The sequence below is a fragment of the Pseudomonas sp. A39 genome (assembly GCF_058145955.1).
Genome location: NZ_JBYVMD010000015.1, coordinates 17,658 through 41,919, shown reverse-complemented (window position 1 = coordinate 41,919; position 24,262 = coordinate 17,658). Strand labels below are relative to the sequence as shown.

The following is a 24,262-nucleotide window of genomic DNA, read 5'->3' as shown; positions in this document are numbered from 1 at the left end:
CCAAAGAAGAAGCTCTCGCGCCCAATGGTTGATCAATCCATGCAATCCTCCCCCCGTAAGTCCCGCCGCTGGCTGTTTGGCCTGCTCGTGCTGCTGGTTATCGCCGGCCTGTGCTGGAAATTCTGGCCCGGCAGCCACAAGGATGGTGCCGAGCAGAAGCCTGCCGGGCATGCCGGCAAGTCGGGGATGATGCGCCCGGGTTTCGGCGGCGCCACCGGCCCGGTGCCGGTGCGCGTGGCACCGGCGGTGCTGGGGGAGTTCCCGGTCTACTACAAGGCGCTGGGCACGGTCACCGCGCTCAACACCATCAATGTGCGCAGCCGGGTGGGCGGCGAGCTGGTGAAGATCGCCTTTGAAGAGGGCCAGATGGTCAAGGCCGGTGACCTGCTCGCCGAGATCGACCCGCGCAGCTACCAGAATGCTCTGCTCCAGGCCCAGGGCACGTTGATGCAGAACCAGGCCCAGCTGAAAAACGCCCAGGTCGACGTCCAGCGTTATCGCGACCTTTACGCCCAGGACAGTATCGCCAAGCAGACCCTCGACACCGCCGAAGCGCTGGTGCTGCAATACCAGGGCACGGTCAAGACCAACCAGGGCGCGGTGGATGACGCCAAGCTCAACCTCGAATTCACCAAGATCCGCGCACCGATCAGTGGCCGCGTGGGCCTGCGCCAGGTGGACGTGGGCAACCTGGTGGCGGCCAACGACACCACCTTCCTCGCGGTGATCACCCAGACCCAGCCGATCAGCGTGGCCTTCACCCTGCCGGAGAACACCCTGGAAACCGTGCTCGCCCGCTACCACGCCGGCAATAAGCTGCCCGTGGAAGCCTGGGACCGTGGCGACGTGAAAAAACAGGCCACTGGCGTGCTGCAGAGCCTGGACAACCAGATCGACGTCACCACCGGCACCCTGAAATTCAAGGCCCGTTTCGATAACAAGGACCAGGCGCTGTTCCCGAACCAGTTCGTCAATGTGCACCTGCTGGCCGACACCCTGCACGACGTGGTGCTGGCACCCTCGGCGGCGATCCAGTTCGGCAACACCGGCACCTTCGTCTACGTGCTCGACGGTGACAAGAAGGTCAAGGTGCAACCGCTGGTGGTGGGAGACACCGACGGCGACAACACCGTGATCAAAGAGGGCCTCAAGGCTGGCGATCGGGTGGTGCTGGAAGGCACCGACCGCCTCAAGGACGGCAGCGAGATCGAAGTGGTCAACGACAGCAGCGAAGTGCCGACCACCCCGACCGAACACCTGCAAGGCAAGCCTGCGGCTAAAGGGGAGACCGGCAGCACCGCCGGCAAGGCGCAAAAGGTCGGTTCATGAACCTGTCGCGGCTGTTTATCCTTCGCCCGGTCGCCACCACGCTGAGCATGCTGGCCATTGTCCTGGCCGGCATCATTTCGTACCGCCTGCTGCCGGTATCGGCCTTGCCCCAGGTGGATTACCCGACCATCCGGGTGATGACCCTGTACCCCGGCGCCAGCCCGGATGTGATGACCAGTGCGGTCACCGCGCCGCTGGAACGCCAATTCGGGCAAATGCCTGGCCTCACGCAGATGGCGTCCACCAGCTCCGGCGGCGCGTCGGTGCTGACCCTGCGTTTCAACCTCGACATCAATATGGATGTCGCCGAGCAGCAGGTGCAGGCTGCGATCAACGCTGCCACCAACCTGCTGCCCAAGGACCTGCCGGCGCCGCCGGTGTACAACAAGGTCAACCCGGCGGACACCCCGGTGCTGACCTTGGCAATCACCTCCAAGACCATGCTGCTGCCCAAGCTCAATGACCTGGTCGATACGCGCATGGCGCAGAAAATCGCGCAGATCAGCGGCGTCGGCATGGTCAGCATCGCCGGCGGCCAGCGCCAGGCCGTGCGCATCAAGGTCAACCCCGAGGCCCTGGCGGCCAACGGCCTGAACCTGTCGGACGTGCGCACCCTGATCGCCGCCTCCAACGTCAACCAGCCCAAGGGCAACTTCGACGGCCCGACGCGGGTGTCGATGCTCGACGCCAACGACCAGTTGGTGTCGCCCCAGCAATACGCCGAATTGATCCTGGCCTACAACAATGGCGCGCCGCTGCGCCTTAAAGACGTGGCACAGATCGTCGACGGTGCCGAAAACGAACGCCTCGCTGCCTGGGCCAACGAAAACCAGGCCGTGCTGCTGAATATCCAGCGCCAGCCGGGGGCCAACGTGATCGAGGTGGTGGACCGTATCAAGGCATTGCTGCCGAGCATTACCGACAACTTGCCGGCCGGCCTCGACGTGACGGTGCTCACCGACCGCACCCAGACCATCCGCGCCTCGGTAAAAGACGTGCAGCACGAATTGCTCATCGCCATTGCCCTGGTGGTGATGGTGACCTTCCTGTTCCTGCGTCGGGTCAGCGCCACGATCATTCCCTCGATTGCCGTGCCGCTGTCGCTGGTGGGCACCTTTGGCGTGATGTACCTGGCGGGTTTCTCCATCAATAACCTGACGCTGATGGCCCTGACCATCGCCACCGGGTTTGTGGTGGACGACGCCATCGTGATGCTGGAGAACATCTCCCGTTACATCGAAGAAGGCGAAACGCCGCTGGCCGCCGCGCTCAAGGGCGCCAAGCAGATCGGCTTCACCCTGATTTCCCTGACGCTGTCGCTGATCGCGGTGCTGATCCCGCTGTTGTTCATGGCTGACGTCGTGGGGCGGCTGTTCCGCGAATTCGCCATCACCCTGGCGGTGGCGATCCTGATCTCCCTGGTGGTGTCCCTGACCCTCACGCCGATGATGTGCGCGCGGTTGCTCAAGCGTGAACCCAAGATCGAGGAGCAGAGCCGCTTCTACAAGGCCAGCGGCGCCTGGATCGATTGGCTGATCGCGCGTTACGGGAGCATGTTGCAGTGGGTGCTCAAGCACCAGCCGCTGACCCTGCTGGTTGCCATTGCCACGCTGGGCCTGACCGTATGCCTGTACCTGGTGGTGCCCAAGGGCTTCTTCCCGGTGCAGGACACCGGGGTGATCCAGGGCATTTCCGAAGCGCCGCAGTCGATTTCGTTCGCGGCCATGAGCCAGCGCCAGCAACAGTTGGCCAAGATCATCCTGGCCGACCCGGCGGTGGAAAGCCTGTCGTCCTATATTGGCGTGGATGGCGATAACGCCACCCTCAACAGCGGACGCTTGCTGATCAACCTCAAGGCCCACGGCCAGCGTGACCTGAGCGCAGCCCAGGTGATCACCCGCCTGCAGCCGGAAATCGACAAGCTGGTGGGCATCCGCCTGTTCATGCAGCCGGTGCAGGACCTGACCATCGAAGACCGCGTCAGTCGCACCCAGTACCAATTCAGCATGTCCTCGCCGGATGCCGAGCTGCTGGCGCTGTGGAGCGACAAGCTGGTCCACGCGTTGAGCCAGTTGCCCGAACTCACCGACGTGGCCAGCGATCTGCAGGACAAGGGCCTGCAGGTGTATTTGGTGATCGACCGCGATGCCGCCTCGCGGCTGGGCGTGAGCGTATCGACCATCACCGACGCGCTGTACGACGCCTTCGGCCAGCGGCAGATCTCCACCATCTACACCCAGGCCAGCCAGTACCGCGTGGTATTGCAGGCCCAATCCGGCGAAACCCTGGGGCCCGAGGCGCTGAACCAGATCCATGTGAAGACCACCGACGGCGGCCAGGTGCGCTTGTCCAGCCTGGCCCATGTGGAACAGCGCCAGGCCCAGTTGGCGATTGCGCACATCGGCCAGTTCCCGGCGGTGATGATGTCGTTCAACCTGGCCCCCGGCGTTGCGCTGGGCAAAGGCGTGGAGCTGATCAACCAGACCCAGAAAGACATCGGCATGCCGGTGGGCGTGCAGACCCAGTTCCAGGGCGCGGCCCAGGCGTTCGAGGCGTCGCTGTCGAGCACCTTGCTGCTGATCCTGGCGGCGGTGGTCACCATGTACATCGTGCTGGGTGTGCTCTACGAGAGCTATATCCACCCGATCACCATTCTCTCGACCTTGCCTTCGGCGGCGGTGGGGGCATTGCTGGCCCTGCTGCTCAGTGGCAATGACCTGGGCATGATCGCGATCATCGGCATCATTCTGCTGATCGGTATCGTCAAGAAGAACGCGATCATGATGATCGACTTCGCCCTCGACGCCGAACGCAACCAGGGCCTCGACCCGCAGACCGCCATCTACCAGGCGGCGCTGCTGCGTTTCCGGCCGATCCTGATGACCACCCTGGCGGCGCTGTTTGGTGCGGTGCCCTTGATGTTGGCCACCGGTTCCGGCGCGGAATTGCGCCAACCGCTGGGTTTGGTGATGGTCGGCGGCTTGCTGGTAAGCCAGGTGTTGACGCTGTTCACCACCCCGGTGATCTACCTGTACTTCGACCGTCTCGGCCGCCGCTGGCGCAAAGAGCCGCAAAGCCAGGAGCCGGTTGAGTCATGAACCTGTCCGGACCTTTCATCCGTCGGCCGGTAGCGACCATGCTGCTGAGCCTGGCGATCATGTTGTTGGGCGGTGTCAGCTTCAACCTGCTGCCGGTGTCGCCGCTGCCGCAGATCGACTTCCCGGTGATCGTGGTGTCGGCCAGCTTGCCCGGCGCCAGCCCCGAGGTGATGGCGTCTACCGTGGCCACGCCGCTGGAGCGCTCGTTCGGCGCGATTGCCGGCATTACCACCATGAGCAGTTCGTCGAGCCAGGGTTCCACCCGGGTGATCCTCGCGTTCGATTCCGACCGCGATATCAACGGCGCGGCGCGGGAGGTGCAAGCGGCGATCAACGCCTCGCGCAACCTGCTGCCCAGCGGTATGCGCAGCATGCCCACGTACAAGAAGATCAACCCGTCCCAGGCGCCGATCATGGTGCTGTCGCTCACCTCGGACGTGCTGCAGAAAGGCCAGCTGTACGACCTGGCCTCGACCATCCTCTCGCAAAGCCTGTCCCAGGTGCCGGGTGTAGGCGAAGTGCAGATCGGCGGCAGCTCCCTGCCGGCGGTGCGCATCGAGCTGGAGCCCAAGGCGCTCGATCAGTACGGCGTGGCCCTCGACGATGTACGCAACACCATCGCCAACGCCAACCAGCGGCGGCCCAAAGGCTCCCTGGAAGACAGCCAGCGTAACTGGCAGATCCAGGCCAACGACCAGCTGGAGAAAGCCAAGGACTACGAGCCGCTGCTGATTCGCTACCAGAACGGCGCAGCCCTGCGCCTGGGGGATGTCGCCAAGATCAGCGACGGCGTGGAAGACCGCTACAACAGTGGCTTCTTCAACAATGACTCGGCGGTGCTGCTGGTGATTAACCGCCAGTCCGGTGCCAACATCATCGAGACCGTCCGCCAGATCAAGGCACAACTGCCCGCGTTGCAGGCGGTGCTGCCGTCCAGCGTCAAGCTCAGCCTGGCGATGGACCGCTCGCCGGTGATCACCGCCACCTTGCACGAAGCCGAGATGACCCTGTTGATCGCGGTGGGGCTGGTGATCCTGGTGGTGTACCTGTTCCTGGGAAACTTCCGCGCTTCGTTGATCCCGACCCTGGCGGTGCCGGTGTCGCTGGTGGGCACGTTCGCGATCATGTACCTCTACGGTTTCTCGCTGAACAACTTCTCGCTGATGGCGCTGATCCTGGCCACCGGCCTGGTGGTGGACGATGCCATCGTGGTGCTGGAGAACATTTCCCGGCACATCGACGAAGGCGTGCCGCCGATGAAAGCGGCGTACCTTGGGGCCGAGGAAGTCGGCTTTACCCTGTTGTCGATGAACGTGTCGCTGGTGGCGGTGTTCCTGTCCATCCTGTTCATGGGCGGGATTGTCACCAACCTGTTTCGCGAGTTTTCCATCACCTTGTCGGCGGCGATCATTGTGTCGCTGATCGTCTCGTTGACCCTCACGCCGATGCTCTGCGCGCGCTGGCTCAAGCCACATGTCAAAGACCGGATGACCGGTTTGCAGCGCTGGAGCCAGAAGATCAACGACCGTATGGTCGCCGGCTACGCCACCAGCCTGGACTGGGTGCTGCGCCATCGTCGCCTGACCCTGCTCAGCCTGTTGCTGACCATTGGTATGAACGTGGCGTTGTACGTGGTGGTGCCGAAAACCTTCATGCCCCAGCAGGACACCGGCCAGTTGATCGGTTTTGTGCGCGGTGATGACGGGCTGTCGTTCAGCGTGATGCAGCCGAAGATGGAGACCTTTCGCCAGGCGGTGCTCAAGGACCCGGCGGTGCTCAGCGTGGCCGGCTTCATCGGAGGCAACAACGGCACTAACAACGCGGTGATGCTGGTACGCCTGAAGCCTATCAGCGAACGCAAGATTTCCGCCCAGGCGGTGATCGAGCGCCTGCGCAAGGACGTGCCGCTGGTGCCGGGCGGTCGTCTGTTCCTGATGGCCGACCAGGACCTGCAATTCGGTGGCAGCCGCGACCAAACCAGCGCGCAGTATTCCTACATCCTGCAAAGCGGCGACCTCGCGGCACTGCGCCTGTGGTACCCGAAAGTGGTCGCGGCCTTGCGTGAGCTGCCGGAGCTCACCGCCATCGACGCCCGCGAAGGCCGGGGTGCGGCGCAGGTCACGCTGATCGTCGACCGCGACCAGGCGAAGCGCCTGGGCATCGACATGGACATGGTCACGGCGGTGCTTAACAACGCCTACAGCCAGCGGCAGATTTCCACCATTTACGACAGCCTCAACCAGTACCAAGTGGTGATGGAGGTCAATCCCAAGTACGCCCAGGACCCGATCACCCTCAACCAGATGCAGGTGATTACTTCCACGGGTGCACGGGTGCCGTTGTCGACCATTGCCCACTATGAGAACAGCCTGGCCGATGACCGCGTCAGCCACGAAGGCCAGTTCGCCTCGGAAAACATTGCCTTCGACATGGCGCCCGGTGTGACGGTGGAGCAGGGCACGGCCGCCATCGAGCGGGCGATTGCCAAAGTCGGGTTGCCGGAAGACGTGATCGCCAAGATGGCCGGCACCGCCGATGCCTTCGCGGCCACGCAGAAGGGCCAGCCGTTCATGATCCTCGGCGCGCTGGTGGCGGTGTACCTGGTGCTGGGCATTCTGTATGAAAGCTACATTCACCCGCTGACGATTCTCTCGACCCTGCCGTCGGCGGGGGTCGGCGCCATGCTCGCGATTTACCTGACAGGGGGCGAGTTCAGCCTGATTTCCTTGCTGGGCCTGTTTCTGTTGATCGGGGTGGTGAAAAAGAACGCGATCCTGATGATCGACTTGGCGTTGCAGTTGGAGCGCAACGACGGCCTGGGCCCGCTGGAATCGATCCGCAGCGCCTGCCTGTTGCGTTTGCGCCCGATCCTGATGACCACCCTGGCGGCCATCCTCGGCGCCTTGCCTTTGCTGCTGGGCACGGGTGATGGCGCGGAAATGCGTCGCCCCCTGGGCCTGACCATTATCGGCGGCCTGGTGTTCAGCCAGGTCCTGACCCTTTACACCACCCCGGTGGTTTACCTTTATCTCGACCGCGCGCGCCATCGCTTCAACGCCTGGCGCGGCGTGCGGACCGATGCTGCCCTGGACACTGCGCTATGACCGATCCAATCAACGCCCCCGTAGGCACCGGTATCCTGTGGAGAGGGAGCTTGCTCCCGTTGGGCGGCGCAGCAGCCCCCAAAATGCTGGGGAGCGCTTCGCACTCCAGCGGGAGCAAGCTCCCTCGCCACAATACGGGTGCCAAACTGTTGGTGATGGTGCTGTGTGGCGTGTTGCTCAGCGCCTGCGCCATCGGCCCTGACTACAAGCGTCCTGACGTCATCGAACCGGCCCAATTCAAGGAAGCCCAGGGCTGGCGCCAGGCTACCCCAAGTGACTCCCTGGCCCGTGGCGCCTGGTGGGAATTGTACGGCGACCGCCAGCTCAATGACCTGGTGCTGCGCCTGAACACCTCCAACCAGACCGTGGCCCAGGCCGAGGCCCGTTTCCGCCAGGCCCAGGCCCTGGTGCGCAGCTCCCGCGGGGCGTTTTACCCCAGCGTCGACCTGAGCGTCGGGAAAACCCGTGCCAGCCAGGGCACCGGCAGCAGCAGCGCCAGCCTCAGCAGTTCAAGCAGCGGCATCCGTGACACCCTCAACGCGCAATTGGGCGTGAGCTGGGAGGCGGACATCTGGGGCAAGCTGCGCCGTGGCCTGGAAGCCAACGAGGCCAGCGCCGAAGCCAGCTCGGCAGACCTGGCGGCAATGCGCCTGAGCCAGCAGTCGGAACTGGTGCAAAGCTACCTGCAACTGCGCGTCATGGATGAACAGACACGTTTGCTGCAAGCCACCCTGGAGACCTACCAGCGCTCCCTGCAAATGACCGAAAACCAATACCGCGCCGGTGTGTCCGGCAAGGAGGCGGTGGCCCAGGCGCAAACCCAACTGAAGACTACCCAGGCCAGCCTGATCGACCTGATCTGGCAGCGTGCCCAACTGGAAAACGCGATTGCCGTGCTGATCGGCGAGGCGCCGGCCAACTTCAACCTGGCGGTGAGCAAAGACATCCCGGCGCTGCCGCAGATTCCAGTGAGCCTGCCCTCGCAACTGCTGGAGCGCCGCCCGGACATCGCCTCGGCCGAGCGCTCAGTGATCGCCGCCAACGCCAATATCGGCGTAGCCAAGGCCGCCTACTACCCGGACCTGAGCCTGAGCCTGGCCGGTGGTTACTCCAGCAGCACCTACGCCGACTGGATCAGTCTGCCGAACCGCTTCTGGTCGGTAGGGCCGAAGTTGGCCATGACCCTGTTCGACGGTGGCCAGCGTTCGGCGGAAGTCGACCGTACCGTGGCCTCCTATGACGAGACCGTGGCCAAATACCGCCAGACCGTACTGGATGGTTTCCGCGAAGTGGAAAACTACATGGTGCAACTCAAGGTGCTGGAAGACGAGGCGGTGGTCAGCAACGAAGCGCTGGAGGCCGCACGCGAGTCGCTGCGCCTGACCCAGAACCAGTACAAGGCCGGCCTGATTGCCTACCTGGATGTGGTCACCGTACAAGCCACTGCCCTGAGCAACGAACGCACGGTGCTGACCTTGCTGCAGACACGCCTGGTGGCGAGCGTGCAACTGATCGCGGCATTGGGCGGTGGTTGGGACGGGCAGACGCCAATCGCCGACAAGAATTAAAGATGAACGCGATCCAATGTGGGAGCAACCGCGCGCCCACATTTTGAACTCAGCCAGCCCTGGTATTTGAGTCGTTACTGAGCCATATGATTGGCGTCAAAAAGCCACTAATGGCCCTCTGATAATTAATCAAGTACTCAAGAATTATTCTCGCTACAATCGCCCGCTTTGCCACTTGGTACGGGCGTCTCAGGCCCGTTGCGCACGAGAAGTCCCATGCTCATCGGTAGTTATTCACCCTCACTGGTCGTGATTTCGCTGTTCGTCGCGATCCTGGCTTCCTACACCGCGCTCGACCTTTCCGGCCGGATCGCCACCGCCAAGGGACGCGGTGTCTATTTATGGATAACCGGCGGCGCCATGGCGATGGGCGTGGGCGTGTGGTCGATGCACTTCATCGGCATGCTGGCGTTGCGTTTGCCGTTTGCCCTGGGGTTCGACGTAGGCATCACTGCGTTGTCGTTGTTGATTGCGGTGTTGTCCAGCGGCTTTGCCTTGTGGCTGGTCAGCCAGCCGCGCTTACCGGCCTGGCAGCTGGCATTGGGCGCGCTGATCATGGGCACCGGCATTGCCAGCATGCATTACACCGGCATGGCCGCGATGCGGATGACGCCGGGTATCGACTACGACCCCGCCTTATTCGGCGCTTCGCTGCTGATCGCGGTCGCGGCGTCCGGCGCTGCGCTGTGGATCGCCTATAACCTGCGGCGCAATACCCCGTACGTACGCCTCGCGCGCGGTGGGGCGGCGGTGGTGATGGGTTTTGCCATCGTCGGCATGCATTACACCGGCATGGCGGCGGCACGGTTTGCCGATGAGAGTTTCTGCGGTGCTGCGCTGAACGGCCTGAGCGGCAAGGGCTTGGATAATCTGGTGCTGGTGACGACCCTGGCGGTGCTGGCCATCGCTTTGCTGACGTCGTTGCTCGATGCGCGTCTGGAAGCCCGCACTGCGGTGCTTGCCGACTCCCTGACCCAAGCCAACCAAGAGCTGACCCACCTGGCCCTGCACGACATGCTCACCGGTCTGCCCAACCGCACTTTGCTCGCTGACCGTATTCAGCAAGCCATGCAGGCGGTGAAGGAGCAGGGTGGCTGCTTCGCACTGATGTTTATTGACCTGGATGGCTTTAAGCCGGTCAACGATGCCTTCGGCCATCATATGGGTGACCAGTTGCTGAGCGAAGTTGGGTTGCGCCTGCGCGAAGACCTGCGCAGCCAGGACACCCTGGCACGCATCGGCGGCGATGAGTTTGTGTTGCTGGTGCAACTGACCCAGCCGGACGATGCCCTCGGCCTCGCCGAACGCCAGGTGGTGCTGATCAACCGCGCCTTCCGGGTGGCCGAGCATGAGTTGAAGATCTCCGCCAGTGTCGGCATCGCCATGTTCCCCGGCAATGGCAATAGCCCCCAGGAGCTGTTGATGAACGCCGACGCCGCGATGTACCACGCCAAGGGCATGGGCAAGAACGGCTACAGCTTCTTTGATGCGTCGATGAACACCAATGCGCGCAAACAATTGCAGTTGTTGCAGGACTTGCGCAACGCGGTGGAACAGCAGCAGTTCCGCCTGTACTACCAGCCCAAGTTCGATGCGCTCAGCGGTATCCCGGTGGGTGCCGAAGCGCTGCTGCGCTGGGAGCATCCGCAGCAGGGCCTGCTGCTGCCGGCGACGTTTATCGAAATGGCGGAAAAGACCGGGCTGATCATTCCCATCGGCGAATGGGTGCTTAACGAAGCCTGTCGTCAAATGAGCCTGTGGTATGCAGAAGGTTACGAACACTGGCGCATCGCCGTGAACCTGTCCGCGTTGCAGTTCTGCCACGTAGGGCTGGTCAAAAGCGTGGCGGCGGCCCTGGAACGTCACCAGTTGCCGGCCAACAGCCTGACCCTGGAAATCACCGAAACCACGGCCATGAGCGATGCCGATGCGAGCATGACTGTGTTGCAGCAGTTGTCGGACATGGGTGTCGATTTGTCCATCGATGACTTTGGCACCGGCTACTCCAGCCTGATGTACCTCAAGCGTCTTCCGGCCAATGAGCTGAAGATCGACCGCGGTTTTGTGCGCGACCTGGAGCACGACAGCGACGACGCCGCCATCGTTTCGGCCATCGTTGCCCTTGGCCAGGCCTTGGGGTTGCGGATTGTTGCCGAAGGCGTGGAAACCGATGTGCAGCAGAGTTTCCTGACGCGGCTGGGGTGTAACTCCCTGCAAGGTTACCTGTTAGGCCACCCGCTGCCGGCTGACGTTTTCATGGCCGATATCGTGCGCGCCGAAAACGCCGTAGCGCCTGACAAAAGCCGTGCGTGACGGGTATTCTTGGATCCGACCCTAAACACCAGGTTGAATCAGGAGACCGCACGCATGGACAAAGTCCTCATCATCACCGGGGGCAGTCGTGGGATTGGCGCCGAGACGGCATTGCTGGCCGCTCACCAGGGCTATCGCATCTGCATCAACTACCAGTCCGACGAAGAAGCGGCTCACCGCGTGCTTGAGCAAGTGCGTGCGTTGGGCGCCCAGGCCATTGCGGTGCGGGCGGATGTGAGCATCGAGGATGAAGTGATCGCGCTGTTCAATCGCGTCGACAGCGAACTGGGCCGGGTCACCGCGCTGGTCAACAATGCCGGCACGGTGGGGCATAAATCCCGCGTTGATGAGATGTCCGAGTTTCGCATCCTGAAAGTCATGAAGACCAACGTGCTCGGGCCGATCCTGTGCGCCAAGCACGCGGTGCTGCGCATGTCGCCCAAGCATGGCGGGCAGGGTGGCAGCATCGTCAACGTCTCGTCGGTGGCCTCGCGCCTGGGCTCGCCGGGCGAGTATGTCGACTATGCGGCGTCAAAAGGCGCGCTCGATACCTTCACCCTGGGGTTGTCGAAAGAAGTCGCCGGCGAGGGCATTCGCGTCAACGCGGTGCGCCCCGGCTATATCTACACCGACTTCCATGCCCTGAGCGGCGACCCGGACCGCGTCAGCAAGCTTGAGTCCGGCATTCCCATGGCCCGAGGCGGGCGCCCGGATGAAGTGGCGGAAGCGATTATCTGGTTACTGTCGGATAAGGCCTCGTATGCCACCGGCACGTTTTTGGACCTGGGGGGCGGTCGTTGACCGACTGACGCTATCGCGGGCAAGCCCGTCTCCCACGTGGAATGCGTACCCTGTGGGAGCCGGGCTTGCCCGCGATGGCGCCAGTGCAGGCGACCCTTGGCTCAGAACGACCGCACAATCCGCCCCAATGTTTCCATGGCCTTTTCCGACGCCTCGGTCCACGGGCTGCCATAGTTCAGGCGAATGCAGTTGCGAAAGCGCTGGGTCGCCGAGAAGATCGGCCCCGGCGCAATGCTGATGCCTTGCGCCAGCGCCATCTGGAACAACTTCAATGAATCCGTCTGCTCCGGCAGCTCCAGCCACAGGAAGTACCCGCCGGCCGGCTGGCTGACGCGGGTCTGCGCCGGGAAGTAGCGCGCGATGGCGGCCAGCATGGCGCTTTGCTGTTCTTCCAAGGCATAGCGCAATTTGCGCAGGTGCCGGTCATAGCCACCGTGCTGCAGATAATCGGCAATCGCCGCCTGGGCCGGCATTGACGGGCACAACGAGGTCATCAATTTCAGCCGTTCGACCTTCTGCGCAAAGCGCCCGGCCGCGGCCCAGCCCACCCGGTAACCGGGTGCGAGGCTTTTGGCGAACGAGCCGCAATGCATCACCAGGCCTTCGGTGTCGAAGGCCTTGGCCGGTTTTGGCGCCTGTTGCCCGTAATACAGCTCGGCGTACACGTCGTCTTCGATCAGCGGCACTTGATGGCCCCGCAGCAGCTCCACCAATGCCTGTTTCTTGGCTTCCGGCAGGGTCGCGCCCATGGGGTTCTGGAAGCTGGTCATGGTCCAGCAGGCCTTGATCGGATAGCGCTCCAGCGTCTGTGCCAGGGCGTTGAGGTCGATGCCATCGCGCGGGTGCACGGGAATTTCCACCGCCTTGAGTTTCAAGCGTTCCAGTACTTGCAGGCAGGCATAGAACGCCGGGGCTTCGATGGCCACCAGATCACCGGGTTCAGTGACGGCTTGCAGGCACAGGTTCAAGGCCTCCAGCGCGCCATTGGTGATCAGCAGTTCCTCCATGGGCAGCATCAGGCCCCCGACCATGTACCGCAGGGCGATTTGCCTGCGCAGTTGCGGGTTGCCCGGCGACATGTCGGTGACCACCAGGCGCGGGTCCATCTCACGGCTGGCGCTGGCCAAGGAACGGGCCAGGCGCGGCAACGGGAATAGCATCGGGCTGGGGAACGCCGAACCGAAAGGCACGGTGTTCGGGTCTTTGATCGAGTCGAGCACCGAGAACACCAGCTCGCTGACATCCACCTCGGTGGACTCATGCACCTGTTCGCTCACCTCCGGCTCGGAAAACGGGCTGGGCGCATGGGTGTTGACGAAGTAGCCGGAGCGCGGCCGCGCGCGGATCAGGCCACGGCGCTCCAGCAGGTAGTAGGCCTGGAACACCGTGGACGGGCTGATGCCGTAAGTCTGGCTGGCATAGCGCACCGAAGGCACCCGCTGGCCGGGGCCGAGCACGCCGGTGCGGATCAGTTCAGCGATGTCGTCGGCGAATTTTTCGTAGCGTTTCATGGGGCCTAATCACTTTCTTAAATTGTACGCAGGGCTAAATGGGGGGAGCTGGCTCGCCTGACGGACCTCAGCGGTTCAGCGGCGCCACGAAGCGACTCTCGGCAGCACTGTAGATCCACGGCTCATCCACATCCGAGACCTTGAAGCGCAAGGTCTGCGAACTGCTCGCCGCTTTATCCGCCAACAACGCCACCGACACCGGCACATCGCTGATTTCCCCCGCTGCCAGGCTGATCTCAGTCTTGCCTTGCAACTGGAAGCCGTCGGCGTCCACTAACGCCAGGCGGTAATCCTGGCGCTGCTGGGTCTTGTTGATCACCTTGAGGCTGTAGATGTTTTCGATCTGGCCCTGAGCGTTCTCGCGGAACAGGCCACGGTCCTTGGTCACGTCCAGCGACACCATCGGCCGTTCCACCAGCGCCACCACCAACGCCGCGATCATCACCAGCAGTACGGCACTGTAGCCGATCAGGCGTGGCCGTAGCAGGTGGGTCTTGCCGCCTTGCAGTTGATGTTCGCTGGTGTAGCTCACCAGGCCGCGCGGGTAGCCCATTTTGTCCATGATCGAATCGCAGGCGTCGATGCACGCCGCGCAGCCGATGCACTCCATTTGCAGGCCGTCGCGGATGTCGATACCGGTAGGGCACACCTGCACGCACAGTTGGCAGTCGATGCAATCGCCGAGGCCGACATCGGTGGGTTTGACTTCACGCTTGCGCGGGCCACGGTGTTCGCCGCGCGCCACGTCGTAAGAAATGGTCAAGGTGTCTTTGTCGAACATGACGCTCTGGAACCGCGCATACGGGCACATGTGCATGCACACCGCTTCACGCAGCCAGCCGGCGTTGAGGTAGGTGGCACCGGTGAAAAACAGCACCCAGAACAGGCTGACGCCGCCCATTTGCCAGCTCAGCAGTTCGGCGGCCAGGGGGCGGATCGGCGTGAAATAGCCGACAAACGTCAGCCCTGTCAGCACGCTGATACCCAGCCACAACGTGTGTTTGGCCGAGCGCCGCGCCAGTTTGTTCAGGCTCCAGGGCGCTGCGTGCAGCTTGATACGCTGGTTGCGCTCGCCCTCGGTGACTTTTTCGCACCACATGAACAGCCAGGTAAACGCGCTTTGCGGGCAGGTGTAGCCGCACCACACACGGCCGGCAAACACCGTGATCGCAAACAGGCCAAACGCGCAGATGATCAGCAGCGCCGAGAGCAGGATGAAGTCCTGGGGCCAGAACGTCGCGCCAAAGATGTGGAATTTGCTTTCAGCCAAGTCCCATAGCACCGCTTGCCGGCCGCCCCAGTTCAGCCACACGGTGCCGAAAAACGCCAGGAACAGAACGCCTGCACCGGCCACGCGCAAGGTGCGGAACAGGCCGGTGAAACTGCGGGTATGAATCAGATTGTCGCTGGATTTGGCCTTCACCTTCTTTGGGTGCAAGGGCTCAAAGGTGTCCACGGTGGGGATTCTATCGCTCATGGTCGTTCGCTCATCAGCCTCCATCAGGCGGACGAACTATGCGCGTGGGGCTGTGTGCATAACAGACTCAGGTAGGGCGATAAAAAGCGGATCAGATGACAGGGGTGCAAGGGCCTGCGTCAATGTGCTGCACCCCATGGCGCCTGGGGTGCAGCAGTGTCTGGGGGGGAACTGATACAGATCAATTAAATCAGCGAACCAGGTTCGTCGGCCTTTACATGCTGGCGCCCATCGTGCGCCCCGGCGACCGTCAAGGCGTCGGCCTCGGCTTCGGTGATGTAGATGCGCTCGGCGGCCAATTCGACGTAGGACATGGATTTTTCAGTGTCGGTCACGATATTGACTCGGGTCGCCGGCACGCTCTGTTCCTGGCCATTGTCATCGAGCATGAAGTAACACAGCTGGTTTTCGATACGTAGGGACATGCCGTTCTCCTTATTCGTGAGCTATGTAATGCGTGGGCTATGTAAGGTTAGGGGCCGCCGATGTGCAGGGGTTCCAGGCAACTGACTGGCGGTCGCTGCTGTCCATCCTTTACCAACAATGACAAAGGACGGCATCCATGGACGCCTGGTGGCATGAAGTGTGGCAAACCCTGCAGTCCGAATTCGCCGATATCGGTGACGCGAAGCAGCTCACCCAGATCACGGTGCGCCTGCTGATTGCCGCGATCCTGGGCGGCATTCTGGGGTTTGAACGCGAGAGCAAGGGCAAGGCCGCCGGGGTGCGCACGCATATGCTGGTGGCCTTGGGGGCGGCACTGTTCGTGATGGTGCCGCAGATGTCCGGTAATCAGGCGGATGCCATGAGCCGGGTGGTGCAGGGCGTGATTGCCGGGATCGGCTTCCTGGGTGCCGGTACCATCATCAAGGGCAAGGATGATGAGGAAGGCCATGTCAAAGGCCTGACCACCGCAGCCGGTTTGTGGATGACCGCTGCGATTGGGGTCTCGGCCGGGTTGGGCCGGGAATCGACAGCGGTACTGAGTACGTTGCTGGCCTTGGCGGTGTTCAGCGTGATGCCAAAAATCGTCAAGCGCTTTGAGAAGGACTGACGATCACCGGTGGCATGGTCGTCGGCGGTTCTTCAACCGGCGGCGGCTCATTCTCCGGCGGTTCCTTTTCCGGAATCGGTGCGGGCTCGGTGGGCGGCAGGGTGGGGTTGTCGATATTCGGGTCGGGTGTTTCAGCCGGGATCGGGATATTCATCGGTGTGGCCTCCTTTGTGCTTTGCTCTACCGGTGGACAGTGGGCCGGGCGAATTGATTCCCCGCTCAATGGCGACACATCCACCTGAACTTTTATCGACGGCACAGGTTCGGACCTATTACGGCCGTGCTCAGGGAGAGCTCGGCCGCCTGAAGAATTCGGATCAAGCAAAGAGCGTCCACAGGGCGTAAGGGGAAGATGCTCGATGACTGCTGAAACACAGGTTCCAGGCACGTCCATATTGCCGCTGTCCCAGGCGCTGTTGCTGCCCAGGATCGCCATCGAAAGCACCACTCCCGTGATTGACGGCGGCGAATTCGCCGTCAAGGCCGTGGTCGGCCAACGGGTCAACGTCACCAGCAAAGTGTTTGCCGACGGCCATGACAAGCTCGCCGTGCTGATCCGCTGGCGCCCGCTGCAGGATGAAAGCTGGCACAGCGTCGTGATGACCGATGTGGGCAACAATGGCTGGGAAGGCGCGTTTACCGTCACCCAGCAGGGCCCTCATGAATATTGCATTGAAGCCTGGATCGATACCTTCGCCAGCTTCTGCTACGAGTTGCGTAAGAAACACGAGGCCGGCGTACCGGTCAGCCTGGAATTGCAGGAAGGCCGCAGCCTGGTGCTGCAAGCCGCCGAACGCAGTGACAACGAGCTGCGCGATCGCCTGATGCTGCTGCACCATGAACTCTCCGGCCTGCTGGAAACCGAGCAGGTTGCGCAGTTCCTGCACGAAGACAGTGCACATTTGATGACGCAGGCCGATCACCGTGCCTACCTGAGCATCAGCACCGTTTACCCGATTGACGTTGAGCGTGAGGCTGCGCTGTTTGCCAGCTGGTACGAGCTGTTTCCACGTTCGATCACCGACGATCCTGCGCGCCACGGCACGTTTAATGACGTGCACTCGCGGTTGTCGATGATCCATGACATGGGCTTCGACGTTCTCTACTTCCCGCCGATCCACCCGATCGGGCGCAGCCACCGTAAAGGCCCGAACAATTCACTGACCGCCGGCCCCGATGATCCGGGCAGCCCCTACGCAATTGGCAGCGAGGACGGCGGCCACGAGGCCATCCACCCGCAGCTGGGCAGCCGCGATGACTTCCGCCGCCTGGTGCAGGCCGCCGCCGACCACGGCCTGGAAATCGCCCTGGACTTCGCCATCCAGTGCTCCCAGGACCATCCGTGGCTCAAGGAGCATCCGGGCTGGTTCAACTGGCGCCCCGACGGCACGATCAAGTACGCGGAAAACCCGCCGAAAAAGTACCAGGACATCGTCAACGTCGACTTTTATGCGGCGGACGCCATCCCGGGCCTGTGGACAGAGCTGCGCGACGTCGTGGTGGGTTGGGTGGAAGAGGGCGTGAAGACCTTTCGCGTCGATAACCCTCACACCAAGCCCCTGCCGTTCTGGCAATGGCTGATCAGCGATGTGCGGTCCAAATACCCCGACGTGATCTTCCTCGCCGAGGCGTTTACCACGCCGGCGATGATGGCGCGCCTGGGCAAGGTCGGTTACTCCCAGAGCTACACCTATTTCACCTGGCGCAATACCAAGGCCGAGTTGAGCGAATACCTGACCCAACTGAACGAGTCGCCGTGGCGCGAATGCTACCGGCCGAACTTCTTCGTCAACACGCCGGACATCAACCCGCCGTTCTTGCATGAATCCGGGCGTCCGGGCTTTTTGATCCGTGCCGCGTTGGCCACCATGGGCTCGGGCCTGTGGGGCATGTATTCGGGGTTCGAACTGTGCGAAGCGGCGCCGGTACCGGGCAAAGAGGAATACCTGAACTCGGAGAAGTACGAGATCCGTCCACGGGACTTCACCGCCCCCGGCAATATCATCGCCGAAATCGCTCAGCTCAACCGCATCCGCCGGCAAAACCCGGCGTTGCAGACGCACCTGGGGCTGAAGCTCTACAACGCCTGGAATGACAATATCCTGTATTTCGGCAAGCGCAGCGAGGATGGCAGCAACTTCATTCTGGTGGCGGTGAACCTTGATCCCTATAACGCCCAAGAGGCCAACTTCGAGCTGCCACTCTGGGAGCTGGGCCTGCCGGACGATGCCGAGACTCAGGGTGAAGACTTGATGAATGGCCATCGCTGGACTTGGTATGGCAAGCACCAGTGGACGCGGTTGGAGCCGCAGATGCCGTTTGGGATCTGGCGTATCACCACCACTTAATCCCAGCGCGGTTCACGTATTCCAGGAGCTTCCAATGGCGAAGAAACCCAACGCTGCCACTTTTATCAAAGACCCGCTCTGGTACAAAGATGCGGTGATCTACCAAGTCCACGTCAAATCGTATTTCGATTCCAATAACGACGGTATCGGTGATTTTCCAGGCCTGATCGCCAAGCTCGACTACATCGCCGACCTGGGTGTGAACACCATCTGGTTGCTGCCGTTCTACCCCTCGCCACGCCGTGACGATGGCTACGACATCGCCGAGTACCGTGGCGTGCACAGCGACTACGGCACCATGGCCGATGCCAAGCGGTTTATTGCCGAGGCGCACAAGCGCGGGCTGCGGGTCATTACCGAGCTGGTGATCAACCACACCTCCGACCAGCATCCCTGGTTCCAGCGTGCGCGCAAGGCCAAGCCCGGCTCGGCGGCGCGGGACTTCTACGTGTGGTCGGATGACGACCAGAAATACGACGGCACCCGCATCATCTTCCTCGACACCGAGAAGTCCAACTGGACCTGGGACCCGGTTGCGGGCCAGTATTTCTGGCACCGCTTTTATTCCCACCAGCCCGATCTCAACTTCGATAACCCGCAGGTCATGAAAGCGGTGTTGTCGGTGATGCGCTACTGGCTGGACATGGGCATCGACGGCCTGCGCCTGGACGCCATCCCGTACCTCATCGAACGCGATGGCACCAATAACGAAAACCTGCCCGAAACCCACGATGTGCTCAAGCAGATCCGTGCCGAGATCGACGCGCATTACCCGGACCGCATGCTGCTGGCCGAGGCCAATCAATGGCCGGAAGACACCCAGCTGTATTTCGGTGACAAAAAGGGCGACGACGGCGACGAATGCCACATGGCCTTCCACTTTCCGCTGATGCCGCGCATGTACATGGCGTTGGCGCAAGAAGACCGCTTCCCGATCACCGACATTCTGCGCCAGACCCCGGAGATTCCCGCCAATTGCCAGTGGGCGATTTTCCTGCGCAACCACGATGAACTGACCCTGGAAATGGTCACCGACAAAGAACGCGACTACTTGTGGAACTACTACGCCGCCGACCGCCGCGCGCGCATCAACCTCGGCATCCGCCGGCGCCTGGCGCCGTTGATGGAACGTGACCGCCGTCGTGTCGAACTGCTCAACAGCCTGCTGCTGTCGATGCCCGGTACACCGACCCTGTATTACGGCGATGAAATCGGCATGGGCGATAACATCTACCTGGGTGACCGCGATGGCGTGCGTACGCCGATGCAGTGGTCCATCGACCGCAACGGCGGTTTCTCCCGCGCCGACCCGGCCAGCCTGGTGCTGCCGCCGATCATGGACCCGCAATACGGCTACCAGTCGGTGAACGTCGAGACCCAGGCCCAGGACCCGCATTCGTTGCTGAACTGGACCCGGCGCATGCTGGCGGTGCGTAAGCAGTCCAAGGCGTTTGGCCGTGGCAGCCTGAAAATGCTCTCGCCGAGTAACCGGCGCATCCTCGCCTATACCCGTGAGTTCACCGGTGAAGACGGGCGCAACGAGATCATCCTCTGCGTGGCCAACGTGTCGCGCAGCGCCCAGGCGGCCGAACTGGACCTGTCGGCGTTTGCTGGCATGGTGCCGGTGGAGATGCTGGGCGGGAATGCCTTCCCACCCATAGGCCAACTCAATTTCCTGCTGACCCTGGCGCCTTACGGCTTCTATTGGTTTGTGTTGGCGCCGGAAAACCAGATGCCCAGCTGGCATGTGGAACCGGCCCAGAGCATGCCGGACTTCACCACGTTGGTATTGAAAAAACGCATGGAAGAACTGCTGGAAGAACCCTGCCGCGCCTCGCTGGAGCAAACAGCACTGCCGGCCTGGCTGCCCAAACGCCGCTGGTTCGCGGGCAAGGACACGGCGATCGACAGCGTGCGCATCGCCTATGGTGTGCGCTTTGGCGACCCGCAGCACCCGGTATTGCTCAGCGAGCTTGAGGTCAGTGCGGGTGGCCAAATCAGCCGCTATCAGCTGCCGTTCGGTTTCCTCGGTGAAGACCAGTTCACCAGCGCGTTGCCTCAGCAATTGGCCTTGGCTCGTGTACGCCGGGTGCGCCAGGTGGGCTTGGTGACCGATGCCTTCAGCCTCGAGCACTTTATCCGCGCCGTGATCCAGGGGCTGCAGGCGGGCACCGTGCTGGACTCAAGCGAAGGCGAGCTGCGCTTCACCGCTACGCCTCATCTGGCCAAGCTGCAACTGACGGATGAGTCCGAGGTGCGCTATTTGTCGGCCGAGCAGTCCAACAGTTCGGTAGTGGTGGGCGAGAGCCTGGTGCTCAAGCTGATCCGCAAAGTCGCCTCCGGCGTGCACCCTGAGTTGGAGATGAGTGCTTACCTGACCGAAGCCGGCTACCCGAACATCTCGCCGTTGTTGGGCTCGATGATTCGCCACGACGCCGAGGGCCAGGACAACCTGCTGATGATTGCCCAAGGCTACCTGAGTAATCAGGGCGACGCCTGGGGCTGGACTCAGAACAACCTGGAACGGGCGATTCGCGACGAGCTGGCCGAAGCCATCTCCGAGCAGGAACAGCACTACAACGCCCTGGGCGAGCTGGCGGATTTTGCCGGGTTGCTCGGCCAGCGCTTGGGCGAAATGCACGGGGTGCTCGGTGCGAAAACCACTAACAAGGACTTCAAGCCTGAAGTCACCACCGCCAAGGACACCCAGGCCTGGGCCAAGGATGTCGGCGCGCAGCTGGACCGTGCGTTGCACTTGCTCAACCTTCATCAAAACCAGTTGAACCCGGCGGATCAAGCGCTGGTCACTGAGTTGCTGGCGCAGAAAAAAGCCATCACCCGCCATGTGCAGGCGCTGGCGAAAGCCACCCTGGGTGGGTTGCGTATTCGGGTGCATGGTGACTTGCACCTGGGCCAGGTGCTGGTGGTGAAGGGCGATGCCTACCTGATCGACTTTGAAGGTGAGCCGGCGCGACCGCTGCACGAACGACGCGGCAAGCACAGCCCGTATAAAGATGTTAGCGGCGTGTTGCGCTCCTTCGATTACGCGGCGGCCATGGCCCTGAATGTACAAGGGGTGGATCACTCGCCCGAAGCGGACCAGGCGCGCAAACGCGTGACGGACCGTTACCTGAAAGAAGCACGCCAGGCCTTTATCCAGGCGTATCAGTCTGCTGCGTCTACACTGGCGCATGACTGGCAGGATGCCAAAGGCCAGGACGCAGCGCTGACGTTGTTCAGCCTGGAGAAGGCCGCGTATGAAGTGGCTTACGAAGCGGAAAACCGCCCGACTTGGTTGCCGGTGCCCCTGCAAGGGTTGCACGGACTGTTGAGCGGGCTTGCACCTATATCGAACACTGCACGCGGTGGGGAGACGTCATGAGCTTTACAAATAAAGAACCGCTGCAAGCGAAGTTGACTGCATTGCCGGCGTCCAAGGACGTCGAAGCGCTGGTACGCGCCGAGCATCACGACCCGTTTTCGATTCTCGGGCCGCACGATGATGAGCACGGTGGCCAGTTTATCCGCGCCTTCCTGCCGGAGGCCTTGAGCGTCCACGTGCTGGCACGCGACAGCGGTGAACAGCTCGGCAGCCTGGACGCGAGCCAGGTGCCGGGGTTGTTCGTCGGCCAGTTCAAGACCCGCGAACCCTATTTGTTGAAAATCCAGTGGGCCGGCGGTGAGCAGATCACCGAAGACCCTTACAGCTTCCAGCAACTGTTGCTGGGGGAAATGGACCTGTACCTGTTCGGCGAAGGCAACCATCGTGACCTCAGCAGTTGCCTGGGTGCCCAGGTGACCAGCGTCGATGGCGTGCAGGGTGTGCGCTTTGCCGTGTGGGCGCCGAATGCGCGGCGGGTGTCGGTGGTGGGCGACTTCAATATCTGGGACGGCCGCCGTCACCCGATGCGCCTGCGTCATCCGTCCGGCGTGTGGGAGATATTTATCCCACGCCTGCAACCGGGCGCGGCCTACAAGTACGAAATTCTTGGCGCCAATGGGATCCTGCCGCTCAAGGCCGACCCCATGGCGTTGGCCACCCAGTTGCCGCCGGACACCGCCTCGAAGGTGGCCGAACCGTTGCAAGTGGACTGGCAGGACCACGCCTGGATGCAGTCGCGGGTCGACAAGCAAAAGCCGACGGCGCCGCTGTCGATCTACGAGCTGCATGTGGGCTCCTGGCAATGCGAGTTGGATGAAGCGGGCGAAGTGGCCCGCCAGTACAACTGGCGTGAGCTGGCTGAGCGCTTGGTTCCCTATGTTCAGCAACTGGGCTTCACCCACGTCGAGCTGATGCCGATCATGGAGCACCCGTTTGGCGGCTCTTGGGGCTACCAGGCACTGTCGCAATTCGCCCCGACGGCGCGGTTCGGCTCGCCGGAAGATTTCGCCTATTTCGTCGATGCCCTGCACCAGGCCGACATCGGTGTGATCCTCGACTGGGTGCCGGCGCATTTTCCCACCGATACCCACGGCCTCGCGCAATTCGACGGCACCGCGTTGTACGAATACGCCAACCCGCTGGAAGGCTTTCACCAGGATTGGGACACGCTGATCTACAACCTGGGCCGCACCGAAGTGCACGGCTACATGCTCGCTTCGGCGTTGCATTGGCTCAAGCACTTCCATATCGACGGGCTGCGTGTGGATGCCGTCGCGTCGATGCTCTACCGCGACTACTCGCGCAAGGCCGGCGAATGGGTGCCGAACCGTCATGGCGGTCGCGAGAACCTCGAAGCGATTGATTTCCTGCGCCACTTGAACGACGTGGTGGCCCTGGAAGCGCCCGGCGCACTGGTGATCGCGGAGGAATCCACGGCCTGGCCAGGTGTTAGCCAGCCGACCCAACAGGGCGGCCTGGGCTTCAACTACAAGTGGAACATGGGCTGGATGCACGATTCCCTGCACTACATCCAGCAGGACCCGGTGTACCGCGCCCATCACCACAACGAATTGAGCTTCGGCCTGGTGTATGCGTGGTCCGAGCGCTTTATCCTGCCGATTTCCCACGATGAAGTGGTGCACGGCAAGCACTCGCTGATCGACAAGATGCCCGGCGACCGCTGGCAGAAATTTGCCAACCTGCGCGCTTACCTGGCGTTCATGTGGATGCACCCCGGTAAGAAACTGCTGTTCATGGGCTGCGAATTCGGCCAATGGCGCGAGTGGAACCACGACCAGCAACTGGACTGGTACCTGTTGCAGTACGCCGAACACAAAGGTGTGCAAAAGCTGGTCGGCGACTTGAACCGGCTGTACCGCGAAGAACCGGCCTTGCACGAGCAGGACGACGCGCCGCAGGGCTTCCAATGGCTGATCGGCGACGACGCAATCAACAGCGTCTATGCCTGGCTGCGCTGGAGCAAGGACGGTAAGCCGGTGCTGGTGGTCGCCAACTTCACCCCGGTGCCGCGTGAGGGTTACAAGGTCGGCGTGCCCTTTGCTGGGCGTTGGAGCGAAGTGATCAACAGTGACGCCGACATGTACGCAGGTTCCAATTACGGTAACGGAGGCGAGGTGTTTACCCAAGATGAACCGAACCATGGGCAAGCGGTGTCACTGGCGTTGAATCTGCCGCCATTGGGGGTACTGATTCTGCGGCCGGAACCGCTTTAAAGGCTCTATCTTGCTGGATTCTGTTGTCCACGCTGGTGGCAGG

General features: G+C 62.3%; 14 protein-coding genes. 10 read left to right on the top strand and 4 right to left on the bottom strand.

Annotation, left to right across the window (positions count from 1 at the left end):
* Positions 1 to 24 precede the first annotated feature (24 nt).
* From AC3ZU9_RS14065 to AC3ZU9_RS14040, 6 genes are all read left to right on the top strand, one after another.
* Positions 25 to 1,329, top strand: coding sequence for an MdtA/MuxA family multidrug efflux RND transporter periplasmic adaptor subunit (locus tag AC3ZU9_RS14065; RefSeq protein WP_490090868.1), 1,305 nt, complete (start codon positions 25 to 27; stop codon positions 1,327 to 1,329).
* A complete protein-coding gene (locus AC3ZU9_RS14060) occupies positions 1,326 to 4,427 on the top strand; it encodes an MdtB/MuxB family multidrug efflux RND transporter permease subunit (RefSeq protein WP_490090867.1) in 3,102 nt (1,033 codons plus the stop codon). The genes AC3ZU9_RS14065 and AC3ZU9_RS14060 overlap by 4 nt, the downstream gene beginning before the upstream one ends.
* Positions 4,424 to 7,531, top strand: coding sequence for an efflux RND transporter permease subunit (locus AC3ZU9_RS14055; protein WP_012723938.1), 3,108 nt, complete (start codon positions 4,424 to 4,426; stop codon positions 7,529 to 7,531). Before AC3ZU9_RS14060 ends, AC3ZU9_RS14055 begins: the two co-directional genes overlap by 4 nt.
* Before the next feature lie 155 nt (positions 7,532 to 7,686).
* Complete coding sequence (locus AC3ZU9_RS14050; protein ID WP_154846116.1) at positions 7,687 to 9,099, top strand: efflux transporter outer membrane subunit; 1,413 nt, start codon at positions 7,687 to 7,689, stop codon at positions 9,097 to 9,099.
* A 216-nt stretch (positions 9,100 to 9,315) separates the two neighbouring features.
* On the top strand, positions 9,316 to 11,412 hold the full coding sequence (locus tag AC3ZU9_RS14045; RefSeq protein ID WP_093545410.1) for a putative bifunctional diguanylate cyclase/phosphodiesterase: 2,097 nt from the start codon (positions 9,316 to 9,318) through the stop codon (positions 11,410 to 11,412).
* Positions 11,413 to 11,466: 54 nt separating this feature from the next.
* A complete protein-coding gene (locus AC3ZU9_RS14040; protein ID WP_046033806.1) occupies positions 11,467 to 12,213 on the top strand; it encodes an SDR family oxidoreductase in 747 nt (248 codons plus the stop codon).
* Between the two features lie 101 nt (positions 12,214 to 12,314).
* Here AC3ZU9_RS14040 and mapR read toward each other — a convergent pair whose 3' ends face one another.
* The 3 genes from mapR to AC3ZU9_RS14025 form a co-directional block, all read right to left on the bottom strand.
* Positions 12,315 to 13,724 carry a GntR family transcriptional regulator MpaR gene (mapR, locus tag AC3ZU9_RS14035; protein ID WP_490090866.1) on the bottom strand — a complete coding sequence of 470 codons (1,410 nt, stop codon included), beginning with the start codon at positions 13,722 to 13,724 and terminating at the stop codon, positions 12,315 to 12,317.
* A gap of 67 nt (positions 13,725 to 13,791) precedes the next feature.
* The gene (ccoG, locus tag AC3ZU9_RS14030) at positions 13,792 to 15,201 is read right to left on the bottom strand and encodes a cytochrome c oxidase accessory protein CcoG (RefSeq protein ID WP_490090865.1); all 1,410 of its coding nucleotides are present in this window, start codon (positions 15,199 to 15,201) and stop codon (positions 13,792 to 13,794) included.
* A 185-nt stretch (positions 15,202 to 15,386) separates the two neighbouring features.
* Entirely contained in the window at positions 15,387 to 15,626 is a 240-nt protein-coding gene (locus tag AC3ZU9_RS14025; RefSeq protein WP_231807487.1) for a DUF3203 family protein, read from the bottom strand.
* 137 nt (positions 15,627 to 15,763) lie between these two features.
* Between AC3ZU9_RS14025 and AC3ZU9_RS14020 the strand changes: the two genes are divergently transcribed.
* A complete protein-coding gene (locus AC3ZU9_RS14020) occupies positions 15,764 to 16,255 on the top strand; it encodes an MgtC/SapB family protein (RefSeq protein WP_320400647.1) in 492 nt (163 codons plus the stop codon).
* Here the strand turns inward: AC3ZU9_RS14020 and AC3ZU9_RS14015 are convergent.
* Positions 16,233 to 16,409 (bottom strand): hypothetical protein, encoded by a 177-nt coding sequence (locus AC3ZU9_RS14015; RefSeq protein WP_163825743.1) that lies wholly within the window; start codon positions 16,407 to 16,409, stop codon positions 16,233 to 16,235. The genes AC3ZU9_RS14020 and AC3ZU9_RS14015 overlap by 23 nt on opposite strands.
* 205 nt (positions 16,410 to 16,614) lie before the next feature.
* Here AC3ZU9_RS14015 and AC3ZU9_RS14010 point away from each other — a divergent pair, with 205 nt between their 5' ends.
* Genes AC3ZU9_RS14010 through glgB form a run of 3 tightly spaced genes read left to right on the top strand, consistent with a single transcriptional unit; the run spans position 16,615 to position 24,219 of the window.
* Positions 16,615 to 18,603: an alpha-1,4-glucan--maltose-1-phosphate maltosyltransferase gene (locus AC3ZU9_RS14010; protein WP_490090864.1), complete on the top strand. Its 1,989-nt coding sequence runs from the start codon at positions 16,615 to 16,617 to the stop codon at positions 18,601 to 18,603.
* 34 nt (positions 18,604 to 18,637) lie between these two features.
* On the top strand, positions 18,638 to 21,985 hold the full coding sequence (gene treS / locus AC3ZU9_RS14005; protein WP_490090863.1) for a maltose alpha-D-glucosyltransferase: 3,348 nt from the start codon (positions 18,638 to 18,640) through the stop codon (positions 21,983 to 21,985).
* A complete protein-coding gene (gene glgB, locus AC3ZU9_RS14000) occupies positions 21,982 to 24,219 on the top strand; it encodes a 1,4-alpha-glucan branching protein GlgB (protein WP_012723949.1) in 2,238 nt (745 codons plus the stop codon). Before treS ends, glgB begins: the two co-directional genes overlap by 4 nt.
* Positions 24,220 to 24,262 lie beyond the last annotated feature (43 nt).